At 54.0% G+C, this 18,761-nt stretch carries 17 protein-coding genes; 4 read left to right on the top strand and 13 right to left on the bottom strand.

Features of this window, described 5'->3' with window-relative positions:
- Positions 1-2: 2 nt before the first annotated feature.
- The 7 genes from SERS4_RS0121415 to SERS4_RS0121445 form a co-directional block, all read right to left on the bottom strand.
- Positions 3-1,730, bottom strand: a complete 1,728-nt coding sequence (locus SERS4_RS0121415) for a PglL family O-oligosaccharyltransferase (protein WP_253275396.1) — start codon at positions 1,728-1,730, stop codon at positions 3-5.
- 42 nt (positions 1,731-1,772) lie between these two features.
- Positions 1,773-2,327 (bottom strand): fimbrial protein, encoded by a 555-nt coding sequence (locus tag SERS4_RS0121420; protein WP_017893975.1) that lies wholly within the window; start codon positions 2,325-2,327, stop codon positions 1,773-1,775.
- Between the two features lie 59 nt (positions 2,328-2,386).
- Positions 2,387-3,025 carry a fimbrial protein gene (locus SERS4_RS0121425; protein ID WP_017893976.1) on the bottom strand — a complete coding sequence of 213 codons (639 nt, stop codon included), beginning with the start codon at positions 3,023-3,025 and terminating at the stop codon, positions 2,387-2,389.
- A gap of 87 nt (positions 3,026-3,112) precedes the next feature.
- Positions 3,113-3,883 carry a fimbria/pilus periplasmic chaperone gene (locus SERS4_RS0121430; RefSeq protein WP_026142528.1) on the bottom strand — a complete coding sequence of 257 codons (771 nt, stop codon included), beginning with the start codon at positions 3,881-3,883 and terminating at the stop codon, positions 3,113-3,115.
- A gap of 82 nt (positions 3,884-3,965) precedes the next feature.
- Positions 3,966-6,542, bottom strand: coding sequence for an outer membrane usher protein (locus SERS4_RS0121435; RefSeq protein WP_017893978.1), 2,577 nt, complete (start codon positions 6,540-6,542; stop codon positions 3,966-3,968).
- Between the two features lie 46 nt (positions 6,543-6,588).
- Complete coding sequence (locus SERS4_RS0121440; RefSeq protein WP_017893979.1) at positions 6,589-7,134, bottom strand: fimbrial protein; 546 nt, start codon at positions 7,132-7,134, stop codon at positions 6,589-6,591.
- Between the two features lie 78 nt (positions 7,135-7,212).
- The gene (locus SERS4_RS0121445) at positions 7,213-7,734 is read right to left on the bottom strand and encodes a fimbrial protein (protein ID WP_017893980.1); all 522 of its coding nucleotides are present in this window, start codon (positions 7,732-7,734) and stop codon (positions 7,213-7,215) included.
- Between the two features lie 661 nt (positions 7,735-8,395).
- Here SERS4_RS0121445 and SERS4_RS0121450 point away from each other — a divergent pair.
- From SERS4_RS0121450 to SERS4_RS0121465, 4 genes are all read left to right on the top strand, one after another.
- Positions 8,396-8,689, top strand: a complete 294-nt coding sequence (locus tag SERS4_RS0121450; protein ID WP_017893981.1) for a hypothetical protein — start codon at positions 8,396-8,398, stop codon at positions 8,687-8,689.
- 128 nt (positions 8,690-8,817) lie between these two features.
- Positions 8,818-9,789, top strand: coding sequence for a fimbrial protein (locus tag SERS4_RS0121455; RefSeq protein ID WP_253275398.1), 972 nt, complete (start codon positions 8,818-8,820; stop codon positions 9,787-9,789).
- 13 nt (positions 9,790-9,802) lie between these two features.
- The gene (locus SERS4_RS0121460; protein WP_017893983.1) at positions 9,803-10,303 is read left to right on the top strand and encodes a fimbrial protein; all 501 of its coding nucleotides are present in this window, start codon (positions 9,803-9,805) and stop codon (positions 10,301-10,303) included.
- Positions 10,304-10,454: 151 nt separating this feature from the next.
- Complete coding sequence (locus SERS4_RS0121465; RefSeq protein ID WP_017893984.1) at positions 10,455-11,336, top strand: alpha/beta hydrolase; 882 nt, start codon at positions 10,455-10,457, stop codon at positions 11,334-11,336.
- 63 nt (positions 11,337-11,399) lie between these two features.
- Here the strand turns inward: SERS4_RS0121465 and SERS4_RS0121470 are convergent, their stop codons facing one another.
- From SERS4_RS0121470 to SERS4_RS0121495, 6 genes are read right to left on the bottom strand one after another with little or no spacing between them, the layout of a single operon-like run.
- Positions 11,400-11,723: a hypothetical protein gene (locus SERS4_RS0121470; RefSeq protein WP_017893985.1), complete on the bottom strand. Its 324-nt coding sequence runs from the start codon at positions 11,721-11,723 to the stop codon at positions 11,400-11,402.
- A gap of 11 nt (positions 11,724-11,734) precedes the next feature.
- The gene (locus SERS4_RS0121475) at positions 11,735-14,044 is read right to left on the bottom strand and encodes a type VI secretion system Vgr family protein (RefSeq protein ID WP_017893986.1); all 2,310 of its coding nucleotides are present in this window, start codon (positions 14,042-14,044) and stop codon (positions 11,735-11,737) included.
- 46 nt (positions 14,045-14,090) lie between these two features.
- Positions 14,091-14,483 carry a DUF4150 domain-containing protein gene (locus SERS4_RS0121480; RefSeq protein WP_012146887.1) on the bottom strand — a complete coding sequence of 131 codons (393 nt, stop codon included), beginning with the start codon at positions 14,481-14,483 and terminating at the stop codon, positions 14,091-14,093.
- Positions 14,484-14,493: 10 nt separating this feature from the next.
- A complete protein-coding gene (locus SERS4_RS0121485; protein ID WP_017893987.1) occupies positions 14,494-15,099 on the bottom strand; it encodes a DUF3540 domain-containing protein in 606 nt (201 codons plus the stop codon).
- A 9-nt stretch (positions 15,100-15,108) separates the two neighbouring features.
- A complete protein-coding gene (locus tag SERS4_RS0121490; protein ID WP_017893988.1) occupies positions 15,109-16,179 on the bottom strand; it encodes a pentapeptide repeat-containing protein in 1,071 nt (356 codons plus the stop codon).
- Positions 16,176-18,710, bottom strand: coding sequence for a DUF2169 domain-containing protein (locus SERS4_RS0121495; RefSeq protein WP_017893989.1), 2,535 nt, complete (start codon positions 18,708-18,710; stop codon positions 16,176-16,178). Before SERS4_RS0121495 ends, SERS4_RS0121490 begins: the two co-directional genes overlap by 4 nt.
- Positions 18,711-18,761 lie beyond the last annotated feature (51 nt).

Here is an 18,761-nt window from a genome sequence, read left to right on the forward strand (position 1 = left end):
GACTACTCGCCCGTGGTTGCCGTTGACCGGCGAAAGCGCGGGTCGGCGGGAAACAACAACGCAGCGTCAAAACCATATTTTTCGGCCTCTGCCGTTTGCTGCTGATAACGCAATATGGCAATCAAACTGGCGTACACATTGGCGTCAACTCGGCTCGTCAGGTAATGGCGAGCCCAAACGGCATAGCGCGAAAGTTCTCTGTCGTCTCGCCGGGTGTTGTAAGCCAGTAGGCGATGCGTCTGTAAATCAAAATCGACTCTGTCCTGCAACCCCCATCGCGCAAGCGGCGACATCGAGTTCAGGATCTGTATATCGCGCAGCCCATTGCGCTCGGCCTGCGTCAGTGAAAGGCCTCCGCGGAAAATCGCCACCATCATCACAACTGCCGCCACGCACAGCCCACCAATGCCACAATGCAGCGGTAACCTTCCCCTTACCGGAAGAATAACGACGCCCACTTTCCGGCAAGAAAGACGGTCGGCCATCGCCAACAGCACCAAAAAGACCATCCAGTGCATGGCCGACAGATAGAAAGGGTATTCCAGCTGGGTATGTACCAACATTGGCAGCAGAGCCAGGCATAGCGCGGTGGGTTCACCGGCGTTACCGGCTCCGGCCGCAAAAGCACGGCGATCATGCCCAATCGCCTGTAAGAGCAGCCGCCCACCGCCCAGGATCAGCAAACCAATGCCCATCAGCGCAACCAGCCCACCTTCCACCCACCAGTACAGGATCTCATTGTGTGGATGGCGCGCAATTTCCAGCACCTGCGTGGGTGGCACCTGTTCGATGCGGAAGTGCTGAAAAGCGTATTCAAAACTGCCGTATCCCCAGCCGGAGAACGGATGCGCAGCGATCATCTTCAGCGTGTCCTGCAGCATCGCCAGGCGCGCCTGGTTCGACATTTCGTGGGAGATATAACGCACACCGCCTGCGCTATCCGGCCACAGTATGACAACGCCGCCCAACGCCGCGCCCAGCACTATCAACAAAGTGGCTGTCAGTAATCCGCGGGCAAAGTGATGGCGGAAACACATCCAAAATCCCAGTACGGCCAACAAAGTCCCCAGCCAGGCAGCGCGGGACTGTATCCAGATCAACACTGCAGAGAACACCACCAACAGCAGGGAAAGAGCAGCACGGCGTACCCGTTCCCAGCGTGACGAAGCCCGTACATAGCCCGGCAATACCCACTGCATCAGCGTCAAAGCCAGCCCGGTGGCGATAAAACTGCCTAACACGTTGGGTTGCTGAAAGATGCCATACACCCTGGCCCCTCGCAGCGGCACCCAGCTCCAGGCCGGCAAAAACAGCTGTAAGACCGCGATAACAGCCTGACCGGCAATGGTGACCAACAACAGCATCAGCACCAGTTGGCGCAGACGAAAAGGCAGGCGCACCTGCAACCCACGGCAGTAAAAAGCCCAGCCGGCCAGCAAACCTGCAACACGCCATGCTGCGGAGGAAAACCCCGCTTCGGGGCCATAGGCCAGCGGCACAGATAACAAAAACACGCCGAGGGTTAAATACCCGGCGGTCGGTGTGAAGACGATGCCGCGACGCTGTGGCTTGCCGCACCAAATCAACAGCACCATCACGGCCATGACGGCATAAACCAGAGGATTAAAAGGCAGGCTCAACCCAACGCCGCCCATATTGGGGAAGTAACAGCACGACACTATTGGCAAGCCGATGAAACAAGCGACTAACCCTTTATTTTTTCGCAACACGTCAACTGCACCCTAAAAGCAAATAAAAACCCGCAGGTATCGCTACTCGTATTCCAGGGTAAACGTAGTTACCGCACTGAATGTCCCGCGCCCGATTGATTTGTTTTGGATCGCCTCAGGCTCTCCCTTTACATAGGCCTGCAGGTTGATCATGTTGCTCCCCGCAGACAGTCGGAACTTTTCGCTGGCGCTGTTGAGCGGCAACGCTTTACCCTCCTGGGTTTCCAGCCCGATCCCCACCCCCGATGCACTACTGCCGCCGTCCAGCGCCAACAGGCCGGGCAGCTTGGTGTTTTCCGTGCCGCTAAAGGTGATCGAAACCGTGTTACCCAGGCTGAGATCGCATTCAGCCAGATGCAAAGCAAAAGGTTGACTATGAGTACGGGTATTCAGATACAGGTATTTGTCGACAATGGTGCCGAAATCGAGCTGTATTTCCTCTTCACCCGGTGGGATCACGCAGGGTTCCGCCACCAGGGTGCCGTGAAAACGCATATTTTCTTCCGCAGCCGCCGGTTGGCCGATAGCCCCTGCCAGCATTACCCCGGCAATGCCCAACCTGATGGCCCTGCGCCAGTACATTTCTCTCACGCCCATGATGACACTCCCTTTTGTCGGTCTTGCGCTTGCCCTTAAGCCACAAATTTTTCAAACGTTTAGTCGTAATACAGGCGAAAATCGATCACCGCGCGATAGGCCCCCGCCCCCAGCGTTGCCGGGGTGCGCACTGGCGTCACTGTGTATGTCAGGGTGTTTTGCCCCGGCGTCAGCAGAACCGGCTTATTACGGGCACCGAGCCGTACCGGCAAGCCGGAAGCATCAGCCAACTGCAACCCCAATCCCGTTACGCCCGACACTTTGAGCAGGCCCGGCGCGTTACTGTCGGCAGGCGCCATAAAGGCCAATGACACGGCAGGCTGACTACTGCTCCAGGCCAAAGCGCCGGTCCAGGCATCCCGGTTGCTCGCCGGTGCTCGCAGGCAATCTTTCAATCTCAGTTCAAACGCCACTGGCGTGCCGCGATCGCCAGGATGCTGAAACTGCGCCGTTCCGGTTTCACCGAGCCACACCTCCTGTCGAGCGGTAGCCATCTCCAAACTGCAGGCGCTCTCGGTCAGCGATCCGTAGACATGCAAAGTGCCATTGGCCCCTTCCACGTCCCAGTTATCCACCGCACGCGCCTGTGGCATCAGCATTAAAATCATCCCCGCGGTCAGCGGGAGCATCAACGCGGCGAGTACCGTCAGGCCAATAGTGCGGCGTTGGTAGTGGTCATAGGCCTTTTCTGACAACACTGGGCTCTTTCCTTGCATGGTTTATTTCACTCCGCTGTCTTTAATACCGTTTCTTCCTTGCTTGCCGTAGTCACCGCGTTTTTCCGGTTATTTTTGGGCAGGCACAACCTGACAGGTGCTACCGGTGCAGCGGAACGTCAGTTGCGGTCGGCCGCCGTAATCGTTGATGTAAGTCAGCACCGGACTCTCCCCCAGCACCGCGGTAGTCAGGTTCAAAGAGGCACTGGCTTTCGGTGCCACCATCATTGGCTCAAAAGCAGCGATCCCCTTTCCTTCCTTACGAGCATTGGCTTCAACAATCGTGACGTAATAAGGCGTCGGGTTATTCACCGCGTACTTGTCACCCTGTCGGGTCAATGTCAGTTTTTCCTGCCAGGGAGCCGCATTTTTTTGCGGTGCTATTGAGCCCGGCCGATAAAACATCTTGATGCGTGTCTGTAACGCTATCTGTAAGGTGTTTGGCTTATCGCTACGCGGCGGAATTTCACGCAGGTTGAAGTAATAAAGCGTTTCCCGGTCCTGCGGCAGCTGGCGCGCGGCAGGCAAGGCCTGAATTTTCACCTGACTCGGTTTGCCGGGCTCCAGCCGCTGTACCGGTGGCAGCACGGTGAACGGGCTTTGGATTTTGTTTCCCTGTTCATCCTCAATCCAGCCCTGCGCCAGATAAGGCAATTGCTTGTTCTGGTTACTGATGTTGAGACTCATGGTCTTCAGGTCACCGTCAAAGATCACACGAGTGCGATCCAGAGCAATAGCCGCATAAGCGGGCATGGCAATGGTGCCGGCGGATAGAACGGCAACGGTGGCGAACGTGCCCAAAAGTGAGATTTTTTGTTTGCTCATAGTCTGATTCATCATTTTCTTTGCGGTTATCAGCCAGCCTCAGTGCAGCTGGCTGACCGGCGGTTAAACGGTGAGGCAGGCCTCACCCTGAATGTGGTCAGGTAACAGGCGTAACCTGCGCAGTCTTAATGCCTTCAGGTGGTGAAGGCAAAGCCGGTTTACTGGTTCCCAAAGGATGGCAAGGCAACAACAGCGTGTTCATCAGCACCTCATCAGGCAGCAATGCCGGTAGCTGGATCTCGCACTGCGGGCCGCTGTTCCAATGCACCGTCATCACTTCCCCCGGATTAATGCCCGACAGGTAGACACTGCCGCCATCATTGACGATCCCCGTGTCCTGCTTGCGTCGGTTCATCACCGTCGCGCCAAATGGCGGTTCACTGCCATCGGCCAGTTTGATGATGGCCATCGCTTTCTCACCGGAAATCACATCAAACTTGCGATAACCAATGGCCCCTTCAGTCAAGGTCGCTTGCACCACCGATCGGGTCGCTTCAACGTTATCCCCAAGGCGGTTGAGATCGATGCTGGCCTTGTTGCGGTAGTAGCTGTTCACATCAGTCACCACTGCCTTGCCATAACGGTTAGTCAGCACCGTACTGCCGTAACCCCGAACCGGCACATCGGCAACGCCGTCGGTATCCAGCATTAATCGGGTTCCGCCCGGCGTATTTATCCGGTGCAGCACCACGCCTTCCTGTGCCAGCGTCACCCCACCTTGTGCCCCCAACCCAATAGCGCTGTAACGGCCCGACTGGTAGCTGGCGTTAGCGTTAATCTGGGCCATATCGCCCTCATGGCTGTAATAGCCACTGGTTGTCGCTCCGCTGCGAGCGGCACCCGCACTGATCTGATAGTTGTTGTGTTCATCAATGCGGTCGTAGTAACCCACGCGGTGCGCGTTATCATCACGATTGACCGTCATGTTGTAGCTAAGCGTCCCCGTATTGCCCCAGGGGATCGACAAGGACAGATACATCCCGTCGTCGTTACGCTCGTTGTAACGGTTGCGATAAGCAGACAGTGACGCACTGACATTCTTGAAAGTGCCGATGTCGAAATAACGCGATACCATCAGGTTGTAGCGATCGTTGGCCGCACGGTCCCAGTAGGTTTGGTGGCTGTAGTTGAGATAGGTGCTCAACCCCAGTTCACGGAACTGTTTGTTGAAGGTGATGGTGTACATCTCCTTGCTCTTGCCGCTGCGTCCGCCTTCATATCGCGAATCGAGGTATTCCCCCATGCTCATAAAATCTTCCTGGGAGAAGCGATAACCCGCGAAGGTGACCTGGCTGTCATAGTCGTCAAAGTTTTTCGAATAGCTCAAACGGTAGGAACCGCCGGTCAGTACGCCGTCTTCCGGCAGTTTTGCGCGTGACTGCGTGGCATCGAATGACAATGCGCCAAGCGCCAACAGATCACGCCCCAACCCCACCGACAGTGCGTTGTAGTCCCCACCGCTGATGGCCCCGCCATACAGTGACCAACCATTGCTGATGCCCCATGAAAACTCCCCGGTGCCAAACAATGGCCCGCGCAGGTGATGGCCCCATTCGGACGGTTTGCCTGCGGCCAGCTTGTAGCGAACGGTGCCTGGACGCGTCAGGTAAGGAATGCTGGCGGTGTTCATCTTGAACTCCTGCACGCTGCCATCCTGCTCTTCAACACGCACATCCAGTTCGCCAGACACCGCATCGTTGATGTCCTGAATGCGGAATGGCCCAGCAGCAACCTGGGTCTCATAAAGCACCCGTCCCTGCTGACTCACCACCACCTTGGCGTTGGTTTTTGCCACGCCGCTCACTTCAGGCGCATAGCCGCGCAGGTTAGGCGGCAGCATGCTGTCATCCGAGCGCAAACTGGCACCGGAGAAACGCAGGCTGTCGAAGATATCGGAATTCAAATAATCTTCGCCCATCGTCAACCGGGAGCGCAGGGCCGGGATAGCCCGGTAGGCGTAATAGCGGCTCCAATCGAACTGTTTATCGGTCGGCTGATTAGAACCCGTCTGGTGGTTAAGATTGGCTTGCCAGTCAGCACGCAGACGCCAGGCCCCCAGATTGGCGCCACTGGTGCCATTACCGCTCAGGTTGTAGCTGCTGCCGCCCCCTTTCAGATTCTTTTGCGTTTGGGCGTTGACGTTGTAATCGAACAGCAACCCCGGAATACCTTCATCCCAACGTGATGGGGGGTCCCAGCTTTCTGAGCTGTATTCGAGGTAGGCCTGAGGAATATTGAGATACAGAGATGAAGTGCTTAGATCGCCACGCGCTTCCATTCCGGCCAGACGCTGCAAATCAAGGCACTGGCCGTCATGTGTCCAGCTCAGGGAGTTTTGCAGTTTTTCCTTGAACCCTAATTGCTTGACCAATGCCGGCGACAGGCAGGCTTCACTGCCTTTAGGATCCTTGGGTGGGGCTAAAAAGGTTACCGTCTGCTCCGGCAAATCGTTTTTATTGACGTGTACCACCATGGTATAGACGCCCGGCATAATGTAGCCGCTGCGCGTAAACTGGCTCAGGTCGATATTCTTACGATCGTTAATATCTAATACATCCGTGTTGAACTGGATTTCGGCAGCGGCGTAAACCAACGCTACTGGGTTGCCCAGCGAAAGTGCTACACAGAGTCCCAGTACCTGAAGACGAAATAACTTCCCTGCCGGTGAAAGCATAATAAAAGTCCTTTCAAAAACGAATTAACCGTCAGCACGAGATAATTCAAAAATAATCCAGCTTAAAACGCACTGTGGAAAAATACGCTCCCGCTTTCAACGGCTGATGATTGGCCATCAGCGTCATGGAGTAATTTAGCGTTCTATTTCCAGGAACTATTTTTTCCATCGGCAATGGCTCACCAGGAATAACCACATTCCCGTTACTATCATTAATTTTCAGTGCAACACCGCGGGCATCGCCTTGAATACCAAACAGTGTTCCTTCTGCAAAACCGTCAAAAGTAACCTGAAAAAATTTCCAGTCGGATTTATTCCCCGGTCGTTCCAGGATGCAGTTCACCAATTCGATACTGAAAGGTTTAGTCATCCCCTGACCGTCACGGATGATTTGTCCTAAAGGAATAGTTTCCATATCTATGGTTTGGTCCCGACTGCCAGCCGCAATGGCGCAGGCGGTATCAATAATAGCGCCGTGCATATTGACCCTGCCCCATCCCTGTAAGGTTTGGGATGCATAACTGGATCCGGCGGCCAATACCGAGAGTAATATCAAAAGTATTACACCGGCCTGATTCCCTTGTGAAAACATCGCGACATTCCTTTGACAGGGGGATCAACCAGGCATGCGATAATTCACATGCCTGGTCTATTAAACCTGCGGGGTTACTTACTGATAAGCCAGGGTGAAATCGGCTACAGAAGTAAAATCACCTGGGACGACAGCGGCAGAAGCCCCTTCACCCTGGAGATAAGCAGCAAAATGCAGGGTGTTGTTGCCGGTGTTCAGAGTCTGAGCCGTTGTCGCTTCACCCAACTTGATTGGCTGGCCATTGTAAGAGATGGCTACACCCGCGCCGCTGGCCGTCCCTGCAATACCCAACAGATCTTTGTTGGTTGCAGAAGCTACGCCGCTGAAAGTGGTCTTGACCGTTTTCAGAGTAGTGATGTCGCACTGCTCCAGCTTAATTTCGAATGGACGAGGATTGGATTTACCGCCGCCATTCAGTGCCACGTTGGAAACCTGACCCAGGTCTACAGTCTGGTCAATGGACTCAGGGGCAATCGAGCATGGCGCATCAATGATTGAACCCGTGAAAGTAACTTTACCGTGTCCCTGATCGGCTGCGTGTGCAAAAGAAGTTGCGCCAAATGCAATCACTGCAGCCATCATGATTTTGTTAAGTTTCATAGAACCTATATTCCTTATAAGAAAAAATGCATATCCCAATAAAGAACAGAGCATCAGCGTGCCGAACACGCGTAGATTTAACGCTCTAATTCCTTAGCATCTTGAGAGTAATTAAGCCACCGTACTCAGGGGCGAACAGCAATATAATCACCGATTCTAGCCAGGCGATGAGGTTTAAAAAAACCAATGAATTAACATATAACAAATAGGTGAACACATTGAATATTAAAACCGCAAAACCCTAAACTCCCTCTCTTGGTTGGCGATTAATATTCTTGCAAAAGCCTCCCATTAAAAAAAGGATTTTATTGAGCATGTTTAATATTCGCCATTTATTCCCTGTATCAGGTTAATTTATTGTTATTTTTAGCCTCATAGATCGTAAAATATTCTTTCTTGGAATAAAATCCTGTTTTTTATAATCTGCCAACCAATGAGATCGCAAACTGGCATTTTATGAATATAATAAACCAAATTATGGGGCTTAAGTATGACATCAACCCGTTATGCCTACTGGCGATAAATGGGTAGCAAGCAATCTATTTTTCAGCCTCAAAAAACAGATAGGCGTTTGCTTTCTATAGGAATTAAAGCAGGTTCTACGAAAAGAAAGAGTTTATTTCTCCAGAAAAAACAGCAATAGGAATACAGAGGAAGTGCTATGGAAGCGTTATCCCCGAAACAAAAGGAAGTCCGGCAGTTGCAGCAAGCTCTGCTACAAGCTTTATTAACGCAGTCCCCTCAACCCAGCCCTTTCATAGGGGTGCCACCTCAGCATGAATGGCTGTCAACCAGGCAACTGGCAGACATCATCGATGTAGGGGTTTATCGGGCCAGAAACCTGCTGCTGGAAATGGTCGCAAAAGGTGATGTTGTGGTCTCCTCTGGCTCAATAAAAAACTCCCTTAGATGGTACCCGGCAGCCATTTTCTCCAGCCATGGCGTCACGATTTAAATTGCCGATAAGCTTTTGTTTATTAGAATGAAAAAAACACCACCTATTCATGCCGGGCGGCTTATTTTCATCTAGAAAAAATCGAGAGTTCAGCAAAATCGTTAGCCACCGATTATTGGAATATTATAGTGAGAAAGACATCCGTTTTATTATTACGTTGCTGTTTGGCCGCCACCTTCTTTTTACTGGTTGGCAATGCCAACGCATTTACCTGCAGAACCTCAGATGGCGGAATAATCCCTCCGGGCGGCTCCAACACACCGGTTGATGTCAGGGTGCGAATCGGCCCGCAGCTGTCCTATGGGAAAAATGAAATTGTTAACGTGAGTCAGGTAACCTGTAAAAACGACGTTGCCAATTGGTGGGATTACTTAAAAACCGATGCTCCGGCAATGACAATGAATACCGCCATTTTTGGGGCGATTGGCAGCGGTATGACTATTAATGGGGTAGATTATAACTCCCCAGTTCCTTCTAATATCAGCGTATTGAATTTGACTAATCTGCAGACCAGCAGTGTCGCTATCAGGATGTTTATCGTATTGAACCGGTTCCCTACGCCAGATATCAAAGTCAATAAAGGTGACGTTATCGGTCAAATCAATTTTCGTCAGACAAACGACCAATCAGGCTGTCCACAATGCGGCCCTTATCGCTGGCGCCTGATTGCCGACAACGACGCCTATTTTGTGACGACCAGTTGCACCATCAACAATGGGCAACAAATTAACGTCGCTTTTGATCAAATCAGGCAGGATTACCTGACGCAAAACGTCAGCGACGCACAAATAAAACAAGACAAGGCTCTGAGTTATCAATGTGATGACCAAAGTGCCACCCAGGATATTCTGATTCGCATGGTCAGTGACGCCACCGGATTTTCGAGCGATTTTATTAAAACCAGCAACCCAAACGTCGGTGTTGCCATGGTTTATAAAAATGCGGTTGTTAAACCCAACAACAGCTTTAGAACACGCATCGTTAATGGCATGGGGAGCGACACCATCACCTTTGTTCCGGTAAAAAACAATGTCCCTTATACCAGTATTGCCACCGGGCCATTATCAGGTTCAGCCACGCTTATTTTCAGCGCACCTTGAGACAGAGGCAGATATGATCACCATGAAAAAAAGGCACTCTCACCGCCTTATTTTTGTCTTGTCGATGGTCAGCTTCGCTTCATCGGCCGTAGATCAGGGTACCAGGGTAAACATCACGGCGACCGTGGTAGCCCCTCCCCCCTGTGTGATTAATGATGGGCGGACTATCGACGTCGACTTCGGTAAGGTGGGCGTGAACAGAATTGACGGCACTCGTTATATGCAACGAGTGGACTACAGCATCAAATGCGAGTTTCTGGACAATACCAGACAACTAAAGATGAAAATTATGGGCAGTGGAGCGGCTTTTGATGCCAATGTCTTAAACAGCAACATTAGTGGATTGGGCATAAAGTTGCTGGCGGACGGTAAGGCATTCAATATCAATACACCGTTAAGTATTGATTACACCAAGCCGCCAACCCTGGACGCCGTACCGGTTAAAAGTTCCGCGCTTGCCTTGAAGGACGGCGACTTTACCAGTGGTGCCACGATGCTGGTCGACTATTTTTAAGCTTTTAGCAACGGGGGAATAGATACAGGGCGGCATTCAACGAGTGCACCCTGCCCCCAGCAACGAAAACTCACTCCTGAGCCCGATAGCCATGTCACCTAATGGCTGATGAGATGTTAATATCGACGTTTTTCAGGTAAACAGGCTCCGCATGCCATCCTCTTATCGTCGCTTTCTCACCCTTGTTATCATGCTGGTTATCGGCGTGGGCTCCCCTCTGCTGGCGCAGGCCAGGCCCGATCTGGAACGTAAGATTGGCGTGACCGTCGCCGATAGTCCTTCACCTGATTATCAGTTCAGCGACCTGCCGATCACTTCGGCGGACGGCCAACGCCGTTATCGCATTCGCATAGCGCAGCCGCGTATTGCCCCGCCGACGGCCGGCTATCCTGCGATCTACTTTCTGGACGGTAATGCGGTGCTGATGGAGTTGAATACCAGCTTATTGGCCCGGCTTGCAGCGCAAAAACAGCCGCCGGTATTGGTGCTGCTCAGTTATGACAATGATTTACGTATCGATGCCAAAGGCCGCAGCCAAGATTACACGCCGGCCAATGGCGGGGCGGATGACTTTTTGAAACTGATCGAAAACCAGGTTAAACCGACAGTGGCGGCGAGGGTGGCCATTAACTCTCAACGGCAAACGCTGTGGGGGCACTCTTACGGCGGTCTGTTCGTTCTGCATACTCTGTTGACCCAGCCAACCGCATTCCAAAATTACGTCGCCGTCGAACCTTCACTGTGGTGGGGAAAGGGCTTTATTCTGCAGGAAGCACAGCGGGTTATTGAAAGGCATCCCGCCATCTCCGCCCATCTGTGGCTGTGGACCGGCGGCGGTGAAAAAATGCGTAGTGCGCCGCCCAATATCAAACAGCAACCGCTCCCCGCCGACGCCGCTCAGCGTCTGGCCGAACGGCTGGCGACGCTGAACGGGCTTAAGGTAGATTTCCGGGAATGGCCAGGCCTGGATCACGGTGCCATGTTCAATGCGGCCATCGTACCGGCATTGGATGAGGTAGCAGCAGGCGACTGAATAACACCATGCCGCTAATCTGGCGATGATCTCAACTTTCTGTTTACGAAGAAGTTTTATTATCTACTTATCGAAAACAAACGAAATATGGTCATCGTCCAGATACTTGATCTCAACCTCACAGCCTTTCTGGACCTTTGAAGAGTAAAAGGCGGGAATGGTTTCCTTGCCTTCTACCTGCTTGGTCATCCCCTTTTCATGCCATGAAAGGCGGTATTTTATGTTGGTGGTCCCGTTATCATTTGAACTGATGTAATGGACCTCCTCCACCCGAGCCTGAATATCCCGCCCCAGCGTCTGGATTTTATGGTCACGGTTAAACAGATAAACAATATAGGCAATGACGCCTACAGTAAGAATCACTGAAATAATAATCGCAAACTTCATCGATTCGTCCCTTAGCCGAACATGGTCAGACCGTTAAATGATGACATTATCTTCCCGACATGAGCCATCGCATCGATAAAAGCCACACGCCCCTCGGTGGTGGTAAGATCAAAGGCTGTCTTATCAAATTTCATATTAGTCAACCCGAGCTTGCCGCTCGCAGTCACGCTCATAGAATAGCCTTCCGTAACAATTTTCGCCGCCGTGAAATCAAAGGAAAACATGGAAGCGGACTCTTTATGATCTTTGTATTCAAAAGCATGCGGCGTCTTGATGCTCACTTTTTCCGCACTGTCGATGGTGATCATTTTCGGTGAGGTGATGGATACCCCGCCTTGCACCGTCTGCTTCCAACTGCCCAGGATGTCCGTCTTGGCATCCTTGGTGATGGTTTGTACCCGTCCCCCCAAGATTTCGTCAGTAACGTCCTGGGTGACGATATTATGGCGTTTCCCCGTGACCTTGTCATAGCGATCCCCGGTGAGGAAGGAGTCCATGCCTGCGTCATAGGTGCGGGTTACCTTGCCGGTAACATGTTGATTTTCTGTGCCGTCCGTATCGATGCTCCGCTTTCCCTTAATGGTTAGCGCTTCTCCGCCGCTGGTAATATCCGATGTCCGGCCATTGGTGATAGTGACCTTTTCCCCGTCCTTAAAGGTTTTGGTTTCCGGTTTGTCGACCGTCGTGGTGCGCATACCGTGGAATTGGAAGATAGCGTTGCCGAACACCTCATCCTTCTGATCTTTTTGGATGGTGGTGGTGCGATTGCCGTCCACGGTCACCGTTTTATCGTTCTCCACCGAAATATTCATGTCTTTTTCGGCATGCAGCTGCACCATTTCCGAGCCCGCCTTATCTTCGAAGAACAGGTGGCTGGAATTATCACTGTGGCCGTCTTTGGATCGCGTCATAAAGCCCATCATGGTCGCACCGGCGGGCAGCGTCCACGGCGGCATACAGGCTTCGTTATACACCCGGCCGGTAACCATCGGGCGGTCCGGATCGCCATTGATAAAATCAATCACCACTTCATCCCCCACTCGCGGGATCTGTACGCCGCCGAAGCCCTGGCCTGCCCAGGCGCTGGACACTCGCACCCAGCAGGAACTGCTTTCATCCCCTTTCGCCAGACGATCCCAGTGGAATTTCACCTTCACCCGACCGTATTTATCGGTCCAGATAGACTCCCCCTGCGGCCCCACCACCCGGGCCGTTTGCGGGCCATGGGTCCGCGGCCACGGGGTACGCTGCGCTGAGCGGAACGACGTGCTCGCCGGGATCACCACAAAATCGGTGCGATGCACCGCCCCTTCTCCCCCGCTGGCGTAGCTGTTCTCTTCAAAATCGTAACGCGCACTCAGCACCAGATACTCTCCGCCGTCACTGGCAAACGGCGGGTTGAGCAGGGCAAAGGTACACCCCGGTACGATGCCCAGCGCGGTAGCCGTTGCGTCGATGCGCTGATGCTCCGCCTGCCACTCCTCCTGGCGCACCCGGGCGTAGGTTTCGCCGTGGCTGTGTTCCACGAAGTGCCCCGGCCAGTCGTAGTAGTCAATCTGGCCCGGTGAGGGTGAGGTTGGGTTCTGTCGCGCCTGGAACAGCCATGCGTTGGGCTTGCGGAAATCGTAGTCGTCGATGCTGTAGATCCCCGGCGTCACCCGCTCGGATATCGCCCACTGGCCGATCCCCTCTTCGCTGGTGCTGCCACCGGAAGGCGTAGCGTGGTAAGGAATGGCCTCATAACCGCTAAACGGCTGGTGCTGCTGAGAGGCGTCGTACAGCACCATGGTGTGTTTACCCGACTCGTGGCGGAAAAAGAAATAAATGCCCTCCAGCTCCATCAGGCGCGAAATAAAGTCGTAGCTACTTTCCTGGTACTGCACGCAATATTCCCAATTGCGGTAGTTACCGGTGAGCTGGTTCTCCATCTGCACGCCATATTCGTCGAGCACCGTTTTGATGATGTCCGGCACCCGCTGGTTCTGGAATATCCGTTGGTTGCGGTCCCGCTTCAGCGGCCACAGGTCCGACTCCATGGTCAGCGTGTAAACCACGTAGCGCTCACCATTAATATCCGCACTATGAACGTTGACCCTGGTGATTTTTCCGTTGAGATAGCGTGGCGCAGCGAGCAGCCCCTGAGTAGGGATAGTCAGGGTAATCGGCTGGCCAAGCATGGCCCTGCGGTCCAGGCGGGCGTTGGTGCTGAGCATCGTCACGCTCAATTCAAATGAGCGTGAAACCACTTCCTCTCCGCTAAGTTTCCAGAACTTCAGCGTTCCCTCACCCGCAGGCGTTGTTGCCGTGATACGGTCAAACATAGCTTCTTACCCCTGTAACTAAGACTGCGTTATGCCGCTCTGCCACTCATGGTGCCAGCATCAGTACTTTGAACTGGCTGGGTACCGCACGTATCCCCACGGCATTGGTTGAATTCTGCAGGCTGACGCTGGTCAGGCGCGTCGCCGGAGTGCCTTTGAGCAGCACGGTGAAGGAACCGGTGAGATGCCGCGACGGCCCCATCACGGTGCCTGACGCCACGCCGGTGGCAACACCGGGATTATCCCCGTTGGTCAGCGGCGTCACCGTGGCCATGTTGTGGGCAGGCATGCCCATAAACAGAATATTCAGCGCGTTGGGGACGGCCGTTGGCCCAAGCGCGATATCCGGATAAGGTATCGGCGTTGGGGTCGGCATCGGCGTCATGCAGACATCGGGAAAGGCCAAATCGGTGCCCATCAGTTGACAGTTGGCAAACATCGCGGCCTCCTCAGCCCATATGGATCTGTTCGGCATCCACTTTGGTGATTGCCTTTGAAGTAATAACGGTATTTTGCGCATGCAGACGCGCATAATCTTCAGCCTGCATATCCAGTTGGCCGGCACGTACCTGCTCCGTCTGGCGCGTAGTGCGCAACAGGTTATGGCTCACCTGGGTGATGGTTTGCCAGATTGACTCACTGTGCTTGCCCACCATGCGCGAAAGGCTTACCCAGGCGGAAAGCTTATCGCCGCTGTACTGCATTTCGCTGATATGGCAGTCGCCCTGGCTGGCGCTGACGCGCAACGCTTCGCTGCTGAGGCTGATTTCGCCGCTGCTGCGGATATGCAGATCGCCCGGTACGCTCAGTTCGGCCATTTCCGGGTTGGCGCGTTCCAGCACCGCCAGCAGCCACACCTGATTATCCACGCTGGTGATAAGCACCAGATCCCCGGTCTGAGGAGCAATAACGCAGCTGGTAGCACGCCGGCAGTGCCAGCCGCGCCCTTCACTCTCCACGCTCAGGCTGCCGTTGGAAAAGCAGTGGGTCACCATCCCCGCACTCTGCAGCGGCGGTGCTGCCGCTTGTACCAGTTTGTGATTGATATTGTTCATCTTCTCTCCTTAACGGCGGCTCTGATGCTGAAGGCTCCAGGCCTCCGCAGCCAGTAACTCTTCGTCATACTCAAGGATGCCCCGGCGATCGGAAAAATGGGCTCCCTCCTGCTGCGCCCGATGGAACCGGGTGCGGGAAAATGTGGCACTGCGGAAATCGGCCCGGCGCAAATCAGCATGGGTGAAATCGCTGTAGGTCAGGTCGCACAGGGCAAAGTTGCTGCCTTCGGCCTCCACCTGCTGCAAAATGCTCTGGAACAGGCGGCTGTGGCTAAAATCGGCCTGTTGTAACCTGGCACCGATAAACAACGCCTGATCAAACAAACTGCCCTGACAGTTGGCTCCGGTAAGGTCCGCACTCATAAACAGCGCCTGGCTGGCGTTCACCTTACGGAGTTGAGCTTTTCTCAGAGAAGCGCCTTTGAAATTGCACTGCGTCAGCTGCGCCCCGTTAAAATCGACCGCGTCGAGCTGATTATCGGTAAACTGACAGCCGCTAAAGCGCTGCTGGGCATAGTTTTTTCCACGCTGATCGCAGTTGAAAAAGACCGTACGGTCGAATTGACTGTGGCCCAAACGGGTAGTGCGCAGGTCGATATTGAAAAAGGTCGTCAGCAGGCACTGGCACTGCTCCAGTTGCGCCTCATCCAGCGAGCTTTCAAAGAAGGTAGTACGTTCCAGCGTGGACTGGTTGAAGGTGCTGCCGGATAGCGGGCTGCGCATGAATTGGCAAGCGTCGAACCTGCTGCGGGAGAAATCGCCGTTGCCAAGCTCGCAATGATTAAAGATGCACTGCGCCATTAGCGTGTCGCAGGCGCTGATTGCCGTCATTTCACAGTCGTTAAACACGCTCTGCTGCATGCGGGCGCCGCTCAGCGTCACCCCATTCAACAGACACTCATTAAATACCGTTTCATGTAAATTGGCCGCCTGCAGGTTCGCCCCCAACAGTGAGACATCCTGAAAAATGCCGCCGGACAGGTCGCATCCTTGTAGCTCAAGATCATCTAGGTTGCAGGCGTTAATCATCTCGCCATTTTTTATTTTCTGCTGTAGCTCTGCCGCGCTCAGCGTCGTCATGACAGTTCCTCATCCCGCTTCGGCAACGTTTTCACCCGGCTGGTATAGGCGTTGTCCAGCCGCGTCTCCATATTAATAAAGGATTGTGACAGATCGGCACGGAACAGATTGGCAGCGGTAAAGTCCGCGCCACCCAGTTGGGTTTTCTGCATCAGTGCGCCCATCAGGTTGGCCCCAGTGAAATTGACCTGGCGGAAATCAGTGCGGATCAACAGGCTCCCGACCAGGTTGGCGCGGGTGAAATTCGCCCTCTGACAGTCCGCCTCGCTGAGATCGCTGTTCTCCACCTTCGCCAACGTAAAGTTCGCCTGAGTAAGCAAAGCCTGGCGCAGATTACTTTCTTTCAGCGTTGCTTCGCTAAAGTCCGCGCCGCTTAAGTCACTCTCCATTACGGCCGCGCAGGTCAGCAGGCTGGCCGCTTTAAACTGGGCGTGCGGCAGTTTGCTCTCCACCCAGTTACAGCTCTCAAGCCACGCACCGTTGAAGACCGCAGCCTGCAACTCGCACTGTTGGAAGACGGTCTTACGCAGCCTGGCCTCGCTGAAATCGAGCTGCGGCAGCGTTAAATTCATAACGATACACTCCTCCAGCTCGGCACGGTGGAAACGGCAATGGCTAATACCGACCTGGCGCAGCAACAGCGTTTTTAGCGTGGCACGGCTGAAGTCACAGTCTTCAAACAGCGCGTCTTCCAGTTGGGTTTCCGTCAGGTTGGCGCCGCTAAAATCGGTCTGTCGGCACTGGGCCAACGCCAGGCTGGCTTTGGTCAGATTGCATTCACGCAGCGAACTGTTGCGCAAATCGGTTCGCGCCAGCATCGCCTCGCTAAAATCAGCGCCGTCCAACTGACAACCGCTGAGATCGGCGCTTTCCAGCAACGCCTTACGGAAATTAGCGCCGCGAAAATCCATACCGGAGAGGTCCGCGCCGGTGAAATCCAACTCGCTAAAGTCTCCTCCGCACGCCATGGTGTTCGAAGCGCGCTGGCGAATAATCCGGGCGATATCCCCCGTCATGCGTTGCGCCGGCGGTTGATGCTGGACCGCCATCAGATACATCTGGTGCAGCGATTCGCGGCTCTGCGCCAATTTCTTCGCCGTCATGCTGTCCGCATGTTGATGCAGCATCTCCTGCATACGGTGCATTGATTCCGGGCCACGCGGCCGTGAGTCCTGTTTGGCACCCTGGCGGGCTTCCACTTCAGCCTGGCGCACCTCGGCCTGCGCTTTCATCTCCTCAGCCTGGCGCTCCAGTCGTTCGACAAACTCCGGCAGTTCATCCAGCCTCGGCATCTCTGGCTGCGACATATCCGCCAGTAGCTCGTTAACATCCCGCCCTTCAGCCTCAAGCCTGGCGCGGTGCAGTTCGCGTATTTTACTTACCCGGTTTTGCATATTATTTTGCATCGGGCTTTCTGTTTGCTGCATTTCGCTGTCAATCCAGGGACCGATAAGCTCTTCCGGCAACAAATCTTTTTCACGGAAGGCAAACAGCGCACCCTTCCCTTTATCCAGCCGCTGGGCCAACACCTTGCGATAGTGATTGGCCGAACGAGCGGCGCCGTTTTTCTCCAGCGCCGGCATCAGTTGCAGCACATCCGCCGCATCATCCTCGTTAATGCGGCAACTGCCCTGCCAGATCAGCATCATCTGTTGCCGATGCGGGAAGAACCAGACCGTGGTGGTACGCAACCTAATCTCTTCAAACAGCGTTTCATCCCCACGCTGACGATTGATAAAACAGCGCGCCCGCCATGGCGGCAGTTTGCCCGACTGTAGCGGTTTTTCCGGATGCATATTCCAAATGCGCCACTCGGCTTCAGGCGGCAGCTCATCTTGTTCCGGCCACCATTGATCCGGGCTGGCGGCATTGAATACACGCCAGTCGGCGTCGCGGGCCAGGCCTGGAAAGTCATTCTTCAGCCAGTTGGCATCATAGGCTTTGCCCATGCGCTTAAAACGACGCGGCCAGGTCATGTCCAGCGGCCCAAAACTTACCGGCTCGGGCTGCTGCCGCGGTGAGGTCATACGTTGATGTAGCGGTTCGATATTCGGCAGGCGACGAAAAGCCGCGCCGTTGTGCTGCTCTTCCACGGCGCCAATACCATGAGGGTTCTCTTCGTATCCTGCGCCGCCAAAAGCACGGCTCCAGTCAAGGCGCATCGACTCAAAATTGCGTGGCGGGGTCGGCTGCGAACCAGACCAGAAACGATCGCCAAAAGCCACCAGGGTCTTGCTGAGGCTGCCCACGTCAATGCGCACTGCGCAGCTGTTTTTTTCCTTCTGATGACGGGTATAAGCATTACCCGTCGCCAAAAATTCAGCCCGGGCTTTCGGAATCGCCACATCAATAACGCCGCCACTGGTTTGCAGTTCTTCCGCCGCCAGTTGCCATAATTCCACTTCCGGACGCAACTGGGGCGTCGTGCCCATATCCAGCAGTGCCATCACAGAAACGCCGAGATAATTTTTACCCTGCTGGCGGAAAGGTCGATTTAATACGCTCAGACGCAGCGGCTTAATAATCTTCATATAATGCGCCTTTAGGCAGCCAGTTAATGAACGCGCTTAAAAAGGGGGATA

The sequence above is a fragment of the Serratia sp. S4 genome, assembly GCF_000347995.1.
Classification (GTDB): domain Bacteria; phylum Pseudomonadota; class Gammaproteobacteria; order Enterobacterales; family Enterobacteriaceae; genus Serratia; species Serratia quinivorans.